At 40.0% G+C, this 10,525-nt stretch carries 9 protein-coding genes; 8 read left to right on the top strand and 1 reads right to left on the bottom strand.

Annotated features, from left to right (window positions below):
• Window positions 1-593 precede the first annotated feature (593 nt).
• The 8 genes from JJE29_08035 (at window position 594) to JJE29_08000 (ending at window position 9,945) form a co-directional block, all read left to right on the top strand.
• The gene (locus JJE29_08035) at window positions 594-2,054 is read left to right on the top strand and encodes a sodium:solute symporter family protein (protein ID MBK5252562.1); all 1,461 of its coding nucleotides are present in this window, start codon (window positions 594-596) and stop codon (window positions 2,052-2,054) included.
• A complete protein-coding gene (locus JJE29_08030) occupies window positions 2,051-3,802 on the top strand; it encodes a HAMP domain-containing protein (GenBank protein MBK5252561.1) in 1,752 nt (583 codons plus the stop codon). Before JJE29_08035 ends, JJE29_08030 begins: the two co-directional genes overlap by 4 nt.
• Window positions 3,795-5,174 carry a sigma-54-dependent Fis family transcriptional regulator gene (locus JJE29_08025; protein ID MBK5252560.1) on the top strand — a complete coding sequence of 460 codons (1,380 nt, stop codon included), beginning with the start codon at window positions 3,795-3,797 and terminating at the stop codon, window positions 5,172-5,174. The genes JJE29_08030 and JJE29_08025 overlap by 8 nt, the downstream gene beginning before the upstream one ends.
• A gap of 157 nt (window positions 5,175-5,331) precedes the next feature.
• Window positions 5,332-6,096 (top strand): LamB/YcsF family protein, encoded by a 765-nt coding sequence (locus JJE29_08020; protein MBK5252559.1) that lies wholly within the window; start codon window positions 5,332-5,334, stop codon window positions 6,094-6,096.
• Window positions 6,097-6,112: 16 nt separating this feature from the next.
• Complete coding sequence (locus JJE29_08015) at window positions 6,113-7,345, top strand: divalent metal cation transporter (GenBank protein ID MBK5252558.1); 1,233 nt, start codon at window positions 6,113-6,115, stop codon at window positions 7,343-7,345.
• A gap of 12 nt (window positions 7,346-7,357) precedes the next feature.
• Complete coding sequence (gene pxpB / locus JJE29_08010) at window positions 7,358-8,113, top strand: 5-oxoprolinase subunit PxpB (GenBank protein ID MBK5252557.1); 756 nt, start codon at window positions 7,358-7,360, stop codon at window positions 8,111-8,113.
• A complete protein-coding gene (locus JJE29_08005) occupies window positions 8,100-9,143 on the top strand; it encodes a biotin-dependent carboxyltransferase family protein (protein ID MBK5252556.1) in 1,044 nt (347 codons plus the stop codon). The genes pxpB and JJE29_08005 overlap by 14 nt, the downstream gene beginning before the upstream one ends.
• 19 nt (window positions 9,144-9,162) lie before the next feature.
• On the top strand, window positions 9,163-9,945 hold the full coding sequence (locus JJE29_08000) for a putative hydro-lyase (GenBank protein MBK5252555.1): 783 nt from the start codon (window positions 9,163-9,165) through the stop codon (window positions 9,943-9,945).
• A 209-nt stretch (window positions 9,946-10,154) separates the two neighbouring features.
• Here JJE29_08000 and JJE29_07995 read toward each other — a convergent pair whose 3' ends face one another.
• The gene (locus JJE29_07995) at window positions 10,155-10,454 is read right to left on the bottom strand and encodes a L,D-transpeptidase (protein ID MBK5252554.1); all 300 of its coding nucleotides are present in this window, start codon (window positions 10,452-10,454) and stop codon (window positions 10,155-10,157) included.
• Window positions 10,455-10,525: the final 71 nt, after the last annotated feature.

Genomic DNA, 10,525 nt, shown 5'->3' with positions numbered 1-10,525 from the left:
TATGAAATGGATAAGCATGTATATGTGGCAAGATTGTCTTCTGAGGATTATGGGCTGAGCAGTGATGAGATAAAAAACCGGATAGAAATGCTAAAATAGGAAGAAGACCGGAAAAAGGCAGTTGTTTTCGTGTCTTTTTTTATTGATTGAAGCGGCTGGCCAATGAAGGTGCAATTGACAATCCGGTCTGTATTTTGATACGATTAAGTCCACTAATGCATGGAAAATACGGCTTGTTCGGATGTATAGAAGCGGTTCCGGTTTTCCCCGGAAACTTTACATCTTCATCTGTTGTTATAATAGACTTTCTGGTTGACATATAATTGTTTGCAGAAAGAACGACAAAGATGATGGAGTTTAAAATACATAGGGAAATCAAAGATAACAGATTCATATCCGAATAGGTCTGCAAAAAAGCGGGAAATTTACACATGCAACAAAGGATGTAAAGTCTTGGATGAATTTTCGGATTCGTATTATACTTAAAAAGATAGACGATTTATTGTAAATTGTTGCAGATAATATGGTACAAGCATTAAAAAGAGATGGTTCTTTTTGTTATTCGCCTTTGAATTGGTGGGGAGAGTGTTTAGATGCCAAAATCATACATGTTCTTGCTGTTTTTCTTTTTGTATTCGATTGCATTGCTTTATTTTGGAAAATCAGGCTATAAAGAAACGGAAACAATAAGTGATTTTTTTGTAGGTGGAAAGAGGCTAGGGTTGTTAGCATGTGTGTCGACCTTTGTAGCCACTTGGTTTAGTGCTGCATCAATGCAAGGACTTCCGGGTCTCATTTATACATACGGGTACGCTTTTGTGTTTTATTCTGTAATACCTTGGTTTATAGGAGCGTGGTTCCTTATTTTGCTGGCTCCAAAGCTTAGGGCCAGCGGCGCTATGACCATACCGGAATATCTAAATATGCGTTATGACAGCAAAGCAATTCAAGTGTCGGGTGGCCTGCTTGTTGTAATGAATTTCATTTTATACATAGTCATACAGATTCGAGGTTTTGGAATTGTAATTTCTGAATTCTTGGAAATCCCGTATACTCTTGCAATTTTGATAGTTTATATTTTTGTATTGTATACAACTTTCGGTGGTTTGTTTTCAATCGCAAGAAGCGACAGCTTCAATATGGTAATCATATGCATGGGAGTGTTGATTGCGGTCATAAGTATTCTTAATCGTGTCGGTGGAATTGGTGCTCTCTTTGAAAAAGCGAGAATGATTGAAGGCTATGCAATTGAGGGTTATCCATATTATACGCCAAAAGGATCTTTGCTTCATCCGTTGGCGGGCGGGAACATGCCTCTTTTGACCTTGATATCGGCATTTTTCGGATGGGGACTAGGGCTTTCTACAAATCCACAGTATACAACACGGATAATTGCGGCAAAGGACGATAAAACGGCGGTAAAAATGATAAAGATTTCCATAGTTATTTTAAGTTTTGTGTATGCGGGTCTCATACTCATCGGATTAGGGAGCAGAGCAATCATTCCGATGGTACAAGGGGTGGATTCCATAGATGCCATATTCCCATTCATTTTCAATTCGCTGCTGTCTTCAAAAATCAGCGGGCTTGTATTCTTGTCTATTATGGCTGCCGCCATATCGACCGCGAATTCGCAGCTTCTCGTGGCATCGAGCAGTTTTGTATATGATGTTTTCGAGATTGTATCGAAAAAAACACATACTGACGAGATGCTGCTAGGCATAAGTCGATTTGTTGTTTTCGTAGCCGGAAGCATTTCTCTCTTGCTGGCGTTGTCTCCTCCGGAAAGTCTTTTGGTTTACGGCGGATACATCTGGGGGATGTTCTCGGTTTCTTTTTTGATACCACTTTATGGAGGGGCATTTTGGAAAAAAGCTACCAGGAAGGGGGCCATTTGCAGCATGGTTTCCGGACTTGCGGTTATGATTTTTCTAATCATCTACAATTATGAATCGCAAAGTGTATTTGATTTGCATCCGGCTATGCCGGGGGTTATCGTTTCAGCTATCGTGTTTTATGTAGCCAGCAGACTTGAGGGGGCTGGAATAATATGAAGCTGAACATTGAAAACAAAATTTTGATTCCTTTCGTAATACTTTTTTTTATTTCCATGACGGTTTTGTTGGCAACATCTTTTATTAACGACTATAATTTTATAATTGACAATCAGTTTAGGTATATGGACGAGAGGATTGGAGAGATTCAAAGGAGTCTTGATTACAAGATTGAAGACAATACGATTTCGGTTTTGACAGAACAAGAAGTGATAAGAGAAATGCAGGCTGTAGATATAGGCGGTTTGATAATACTAAAAAACGGCGATATTTTATTTAATAGTACCGAGTATTTGCCTGACGTAAAAGAATGGGATTTAAGAGATGGATTGAATGAAGAAACCCATCATGTAGGAGACGAGTATTTAATTACCGGCAGTTACTATCCGCCTTTTGAATGGACGCTGGTTTTACTGGAGGATAAAAAGCATTTATTCTACTTTTTTTATGATTCATACAAGTACAATTTCCTGACAGGGATAATCTTCTTGACGCTTTCCTTGCAAATGACCATATTGATTGCCGCCAACATAACTAAGCCTATTAAAAAGCTGGTTAAATTTTGCGCTTTGATTGGAAAAGGTGAATACGGAAATAAAATTGCTCTAAATAGAGGCGATGAAATTGGTCAATTGGGATCGGCTTTCAATCAAATGCTGGAGCAGCTAGATACGTCAATGAATGAATTGATTAATGTAAAAAACTATAATCAAGACATACTCAACAACATTGAAAAAGGGATTGTAACATTTGATTTCAATGGGGAAATTCTTTCGAAGAACCCGTTTGCAGACCAACTCGTAGAGGGATTTGACGGTTATACATATGAAGGGCAGAATTTGCTTTCCATTATGGAGAAAATAGTATTTTTGACTCATCCCGAGGAAAAGAGCAAGAACAAGCTTTTTGAGTTTGTAAGATCGGTTGATGGAGATAAAAAGGTTCTGGATTTCTACATGTCGATTATGTGGGAAAAAAGCGGGAATATTCGCGGATACATATGTAGTTTCAATGATATTACGGAAAGAAGGAAACTTGAAAGCAGGATTCAAAGGCTTGACCGTTTGGCGACAGCCGGACGGCTCGCTTCGGGAGTTGCTCATGAGATTAGAAATCCCCTTACAGGAATGAGAACATCTATACAGGTATTGAAAAAACGTCTAAAGAATTTGTTGACGGGTAACAATGAAATCATGTTTGACCGTTTGATAAAGGAAATCGACCGCATTAACAAATTGATATCCGATTTATTGGACTATTCTACAAGGAGCGAGTATAAGCCTGAAGAAGTGAATATTTATCAAAGCGTGTCAGATACGTTAGCTCTTTTGGACGACGAATTGGAAAGCAAAGGTATTTTTGTTTCTATTGAAATTGATTTTAAAGAATTGAATTTTTTTATCGATCCATCACATTTTAATCAAATTCTATTGAATCTGATTAAAAATGCTATGGATGCAGTAAATCCTAATGAAGGAGTCATTAGGATAGAAGGAAGGTATTCAGATGAATCATTGGCTAAAACCGAATTGATTATAAGCGACAATGGTTCGGGAATTTCGCAGGATTTAATCGAAAAAATATTTGATCCGTTTTTCACTACGAAAGCTGATGGAACCGGGCTTGGTATGTTTGTAGTGCATGAGCTTGTGGAACAAAATGGCGGGGAAATTGATGTTCATGGAGTTGAGGGCGAGGGAACTCGAATAGTTTTACGATTCAAGATGGGAGGGACACAAAATGAATAATAGAGTCATGGTTATTGATGACGAGGAATCTATAAGATTTTCATTGGGGGAGGGTCTTTTGGATTCAGGGTATCAGGTTAAGACTGCAGAATCATTAAGGGAAGCCGGTCCTATTATCGAGGATTTCAGGCCCCATGTAATACTGCTGGACATGCGCCTTAAAGATGGAAATGGACTTGAATATATAAAAAACATAAAGGCCATAGATGAAGATATACGGGTTATTATCATCACGGCCTATGGAGACATTCAATCGGCTGTCCATGCCATGAAGGCGGGAGCTTTTGAGTATGTAACAAAGCCATTCGATTTGGATGAAATAGAGGTGCACATAAACCGCGCTTTCGAGCAATTAAAGCTGAAACGGAAGGTGCAAATTCTTGAAGAAGAAAAGAAAAAAGAAAAAGTATCAATAATCACGCAGGATACAAAAATGAGAAGGCAATTGGACAATGCTAAAAGGATCGCCGCTCAGGATGATATAACGGTTCTTTTGACAGGGGAAACGGGTACGGGGAAAGAATTGATGGCGGACTATATACATATGAATAGCTCACACAAGAATATGCCCATGGTGAAAATCAATTGTGCTTCGATTCCTAAGGATTTGTTCGAAAGCGAGTTGTTTGGACATGAAAAACACGCATTCACTGGAGCTGAAAAGCTTAAAAAAGGTCTTGTGGAAATGGCTGACGGAGGAACTGTTTTTCTAGATGAAATCGGAGAGATTCCTATTAATCAGCAAGCTAAGCTGCTTAGATTTCTTGAAGAGAAAAAAATCAAACGCGTAGGGGGAAACAAAGAAATCGATGTCAATGTACGTGTGATTGCAGCGACGAATAGAAATTTGTTGGATATGGTCAATCAGAAATTATTCAGAGCCGATTTATACTATAGGGTAAATGTTGTTCCCATAAGGATGATTGAATTAAGAAATCGAAGAGAGGATATTGGCATACTTGCCGAATATTTCATGAATCATTACAGCTTGAAGTTCAATAAGAAATTCAAAGGGTTTACCGATAATGCCATTCGAAGCATGGGTTTATACTCTTGGCCGGGCAATATCCGCGAACTGCGAAATATAATAGAAAGAGCCTGTATAGTTCAGACCGAAGATTGGATAGATATTGTAGACCTGCCAATTCACATTCAAGAGCAAAATATGGATGCGATGTCTAAAATGAATTATGATTTTTTGCTAAGGCTTGAACAAGGCAAAGATCTCGACTTGCCGGAGTTGCTGCTGGATATTGAAAAGGAATGTATAGATAAATCAATGGAGATTAACCACGGAAACAGATCCAAGGCTGCAGAGATGCTTAATATAAGTCGCTTTGCGTTGAAGAGAAGATTAGATAAAGTGGAATAGTTGAATTGTAGATATTTGAGCGAAAATTCTCAAAAACGAGCGAAACCGCTCGTTTTTTTATATTTGAAAGTTTTAAATTCCATGCAATTCCCTACTTGTTGGTTGGCATGGGAATTGCGAATAATAAGGGTGAAATAAAAAAGACAAGGGAGGTGAAGTGATGCGAGTAGATATGAATAGTGATTTAGGTGAAAGCTTTGGCAATTATCAGTTAGGTATGGACGATGAAATCATAAAACTTGTAAGTTCGGTCAATATTGCTTGTGGATGGCATGCCGGAGATCCCAATGTCATGGCAGAGACTGTTAAAAAAGCGGTTGAATATAATGTGGCTATCGGATGTCACCCGGGTTTTCCTGATTTGATGGGATTTGGCAGACGGGCGATGCAAGTGAAGCCGAGCGAGTTGAAGAATTATGTTAAATATCAAATCGGTGCCTTAAAAGCTTTTGTGGATTCAGAAGGTTATACTCTTCAGCATGTCAAGCCACATGGAGCAATGTATAATATGGCTGCAAAAGACGAATCCATGGCAAATGCGATTGCGGAGGCCGTTTATGAAGTGGATTCAAATCTTGTTCTCATGGGTCTTTCGGGAAGCAAGCTGATAGAGTGCGCTAAAGCGAAAGGCCTGCAGACTGCAAGTGAAGTTTTTGCAGACAGGGCTTATCAGGATGACGGAACGCTTGTTCCAAGAAATCAGAAAGGAGCAGTCATTCACGATTGCGATAAAGCTATTGAACAGGTTATTGAAATGGTTAAAAACAAGCGCGTAAGGACAATAACAGGAAAGATCATAGAAATTAATGCGGAATCCATATGTGTTCATGGAGACAACCCGAAGGCGCTGGAATTCGTGACTGCAATAAGAAAACGTTTGACAATGGAAAACATTGATATCAAACCAATCATTGACAAATAATAAGGGGGAGTTTTAAATGGCAGAAAAAAAAGTAAAAGTCGAAAAGAAGAAAGTAAAATTACCAAAGGGTAAAGCGAGTGCTTTGATGGGTGCTGCATTTATCATGGCAACATCAGCAATAGGTCCGGGATTCTTGACACAGACGGCAGCCTTTACGCAACAATTTGCGGCTAGTTTTGCTTTCGTAATTTTCATTTCTATTGTACTGGATATTGGCGCCCAGCTTAATGTATGGACAATCATAGGTGTTTCAGGCATGAGGGGTCAAGATATTGCCAATAAGGTTTTTCCGGGACTTGGTTATTTTGTAGCCATTCTTGTAGCGCTTGGCGGGCTGGCATTTAACATAGGAAACATCGGCGGAGCCGCTCTTGGATTAAATGTTTTGACAGGCTTAAATATACAAATTTGTGTACTTATTGCAGGAGCTTTCGGATTGGCGGTTTTCTTAAATAAAGATGCAGGACCGATAATTGATAAAGTGACAAAGGTTTTAGGAATAATGATGATTGCGGTTGTTGGTTACATGGCGTTCGCAACAAGCCCTCCTGTCGGAGAAGCCCTTATTCGTACATTTGCACCAAAAGATCCTGGAAATCTTGTTTTCCCGACAATCACATTGCTTGGTGGGACAGTTGGCGGTTACATTACCTTTGCCGGCGGCCATCGATTGATTGATGCAGGGATAACAGGCATGGAAAACCTAAATGAAATAAAGAAAAGCGCGATAACTGGCGTAGTCATTGCTGCCGTTATGCGTGTACTTTTATTCTTGGCTGTTTTAGGCGTTGTTGTAAAGGGAATCACACTAGATCCTTCAAACCCGGCAGCTTCTGCATTCCAACACGGTGCTGGCATGATCGGATACAAGTTCTTTGGTTTCGTATTGTTGGCAGCGGGAATCACATCCACTATTGGCGCGGCATACACATCGGTTTCATTCTTGAAAACTTTGCATACGTCGATTCAAAAGAATGAAAAATCGTGGATTATCGGATTCATTGCAGCATCAACACTCATAATGGCTATAATTGGGAAACCGGTACGCCTTCTCATCTTGGCAGGATCACTTAATGGTCTTATCTTACCGCTTACAATTGGGGTTGTTCTAATAGCTTCAAAAAGAAAAGATATTGTCGGAGATTACAAACATCCGACTTGGATGCTTGCATTAGGATATATGATTGTTGTAGTTGCCGGTTATGCGGGTGCTATGTCGTTGCCAAGATTGTTAACTATGTTTCAATAGGAGTGAAATATATTGGAGAGTAATTTTATTATAAAACCTGCAGGGGATTGTGCGATTGCTGTCGAGTTTAAAAATGAAATTTCTGAAGAGGTGAATAATAGGGTAGCTATTCTTAAAGCTTTTATAGAAAATTCTGGAGTTATAGGAATGCTTGAATGCATACCGACTTACAGATCCTTGACAGTTCGATACAATCCTTGCGAAATCAGTTTTGAAGAATTGGGAAAAAGAATCAATGAATTCATGGAAAAGGCAGGTTCATCCGCTGAAGCGGTTGCCAAGGTCTATCTTGTGCCAGTATGTTATGGGGGTGAATTCGGACCCGATTTAGATAATGTTGGTTCAATAAACGGCATGAGCGAGGAAGAAGTTATAAATATCCATGTATCGGTGGACTATCGCATATACATGCTGGGATTTACACCCGGATTTCCTTATCTAGGCGGAATGAACGAATCAATCGCTACGCCACGACTAAAACAGCCGCGTACTAAGATTTATGCCGGTTCAGTCGGTATTGCCGGGAAGCAGACTGGGATTTATCCAATTGATAGTCCCGGAGGCTGGCAGATAATTGGAAGGACACCTCTAAAGCTGTTTGATATTGACCGCAAGGATCCAATACTTCTTGAAGCCGGGAATTATATACGGTTTAAAGCGATTGATTATGAAGAATATCAAAGCATACTAGGAGCAGTTGAAGAGGGAACATACGAATGTGAAACAGAAACGATTACTCGAGGAGGTGCTGGAAATGGCTTCCATTAGAGTGATAAATCCGGGTATGTACACAACGGTTCAGGATTTGGGACGTACCGGTTACCAGCAATATGGAATGCCAATTTCAGGAAGCATGGATCACTTCGCACATCGCGTTGCTAACCTGCTCGTGGGGAATGCCCAGAATGAAGCCGTATTGGAAATGACTATTATGGGCGGGACCTATTCGTTTGAAGAAGATGTTTTTGTTGCTATAACCGGCGCGGATATGAATCCAAAACTAAACGGAAAAAGACAAATCGGCATGTGGAGATCGGTATCCTTAAAAAAAGGCGATCAAATAACTTTTGGAGCCGCAAAAGAAGGGTGCAGAAGCTATTTGGCTGTCGCTGGAGGATTTAATGTTCCACTAGTTATGGGTAGTAAATCTACCTACGTACGGGGTAAGTTGGGGGGCCTTAATGGCCGTCAACTAAATAAAGCCGATGTACTAATCATAAATCAAAGCGAAAAAAGTGAAGAAGCTTTAAATGGCAGATTCGTGCAGGCAAGAAGTATTCCTGTATATGAAAAAGCAGTGGTATTGCGCGTTGTTCTCGGACCTCAAGAAGATTCTTTTACAAGAAAAGGAATAGCCGATTTCTTTAGTTCTTCCTATGATGTGTCTAAGGACTTTGACAGAATGGGATACCGACTGGAAGGCAAGGAAGTGGAACATGAGTCATCGGCGGATATCATTTCCGACGGCATTGTAAAAGGAGCTGTACAGGTTCCGGGACACGGAAATCCTATAATAATGCTGGCGGATTGCCAAACGACCGGAGGGTATACGAAGATTGCCCATGTCATAACGACAGACCTTTGGAAAGTCGCTCAATTGAAAACCGGAGACAGCATTCGCTTTAAAGCTGTGGATGTCTCCGAGGCTCATGAAATTTTAAAAATGCAAGAGCAAAGCATAATTGGAATAATTGAGGGTTTTCATTGCAAAAGACTTAAAGAGGACAAGGATTTAAGGCTAAGCATTAACAATAAATCATTTGAAGTTAAAGTTAACGAAGTAAAAATATGCAAATAAGCAAAAGGGGGATGAGATTATGTACAGCAATAAGACGCCTGCCGAGATGCGGGATATGATTAGGCAAAACAAGTTGCATAGAAATACGAGTGGAATTTGCGGAGGCTTTGTGCAGGCAAATGTAGTGATTTTGCCGGAAGAGTATGCAGTTGATTTTAGAGCTTTTGCCAAAAAAAATCCGACCGCATGTCCGGTGCTGGAAGAATTGCCGGCAGGAGAATTTTTGACAAGAAAAACCGCCGACGAAGCTGATATGCGAACTGATGTGCCGAAGTACAAGGTGTTCATAGACGGAAAATTCATAGAGTATAAAGAATCGATTGCTGAACTTTGGCAAAAGGACTTTGTGACATTTCTTCTTGGATGTAGTTTTTCGTTTGAAAACGCATTTTTGAAGCAGGGCGTTCCTGTAAGACAAATTGAACAAAACCGGAATGTGCCGATGTATATAACCTCAATTCCATGCAAAACTGCAGGAAGGTTTAAAGGCACTATGGTTGTGAGCATGCGACCGATACCTGAAAAGCTGGTAGATAAGGCAATAGGAATAACAATGAGATATCCTCTTGCTCATGGAGAACCTGTGCATGTAGGGGATCCTTCCCTTATAGGAATTAAAGATATTCAAAAGCCGGATTTCGGTGATTCGGTAGAATTTAAAGAGGGAGATATACCTGTTTTCTGGCCATGTGGAGTCACCCCTCAAAATGCCGCTATAAATGCAAAACCCAACATCATGATAACTCATGCACCGGGTTACATGTTTATATGCGATTTAAAGGATGAGGACATACTGGTATAGAAGTAAAAATACGGGATATATGCATGGATTTATAGCGGATCAATAAATTTAAAAGTCCTCCGGTGAAATTTGCCGGAGGATATTTTTTAGGCAATCGGGCAAGAATTATCCCTATTTTAATTGGGAGATGAATTGCCCACTGTTTTTGTACTATATGGCAGGCAAAATACGGGTCGACTTATAATCGCCCCGCATTTTGCGTCTTGCTTTTATTCGTATATATCTACAGGTGTTTTAAGCTTCGCATATTGCCACAAGGTTCTTATGTCGTCGTTCGACAGAGCTATGCAGCCTAATGTCCAATCACTTTCATTGCCGCCGCCATGAATTCCTATTTCTCCGCCGAGGGGCGTTTGCCATGAAGGAAGCGTTTTTAATTCTTCCGATTTTACTATGCTTTCAAAGGTTGCTTCGTTAATCAGGCCGTTTTCGAGGCCTCTTTTTGCGTCGTTTGCGTTAGGGTAGCTTATTCCCAGGTGCATATGATTATATGGTTTTAAAATTGACAATGTAGCCGTGCGTTTGATAATATAGAATAAATATTTATATTGCAAAACGGGGTGAAAAGAATCATGGATGT

It is taken from the genome of Peptostreptococcaceae bacterium (assembly GCA_016649995.1).
Classification (GTDB): domain Bacteria; phylum Bacillota; class Clostridia; order Peptostreptococcales; family BM714; genus BM714.
This window is presented reverse-complemented; position numbering and strand designations above follow the sequence as displayed.

Bases quoted from the DNA above. Each gene is read 5' to 3' on its own strand.
- JJE29_08000 (MBK5252555.1), top strand. From the start codon at position 9,163: ATGTACAGCAATAAGACGCCTGCCGAGATGCGGGATATGATTAGGCAA.
- JJE29_08035 (MBK5252562.1), top strand. From the start codon at position 594: ATGCCAAAATCATACATGTTCTTGCTGTTTTTCTTTTTGTATTCGATT.
- JJE29_08030 (MBK5252561.1), top strand. From the start codon at position 2,051: ATGAAGCTGAACATTGAAAACAAAATTTTGATTCCTTTCGTAATACTT.
- JJE29_08005 (MBK5252556.1), top strand. From the start codon at position 8,100: ATGGCTTCCATTAGAGTGATAAATCCGGGTATGTACACAACGGTTCAG.
- JJE29_08025 (MBK5252560.1), top strand. From the start codon at position 3,795: ATGAATAATAGAGTCATGGTTATTGATGACGAGGAATCTATAAGATTT.
- JJE29_08015 (MBK5252558.1), top strand. From the start codon at position 6,113: ATGGCAGAAAAAAAAGTAAAAGTCGAAAAGAAGAAAGTAAAATTACCA.